Source organism: Salmonella sp. SAL4457 (genome assembly GCF_046548235.1).
Classification (GTDB): Bacteria; Pseudomonadota; Gammaproteobacteria; order Enterobacterales; family Enterobacteriaceae; genus Salmonella; species Salmonella enterica.
Genome location: NZ_JBGDZO010000806.1, coordinates 1 through 258, shown reverse-complemented (window position 1 = coordinate 258; position 258 = coordinate 1). Strand labels below are relative to the sequence as shown.

Below are 258 nucleotides of genomic sequence, written 5' to 3'. Positions count from 1 at the left end.
CACCCAGCGCCCGTCGCGCTTCCAGTAGATGCCCGAGCCGAGGTGCGGCATGCCCGACAGCGGGATCGAGGCGACCCGCGCGCCGCTGTCCAGCTCGATCACCTCGCCGCCCCTGGCCTGCCGCGAGCTGCCCAGCAGGTAGCGGTAGTCGGGGCTGAAGGAGAAGTCGTCGAGGTAGTCGGCCACCGCCAACCGTTTCGGCGCGACCGGCTTGCCGTTGGCATAGGGCAGCTCCCACAGCTCGTGGACGTCCTTCAG

At 70.2% G+C, this 258-nt stretch carries 1 protein-coding gene; it reads right to left on the bottom strand.

The features are described 5' to 3' along the window. A partial coding sequence (locus ACLJNW_RS26400; RefSeq protein WP_410961537.1) for a cytochrome D1 domain-containing protein occupies positions 1-258 on the bottom strand: 258 nt, incomplete at both ends.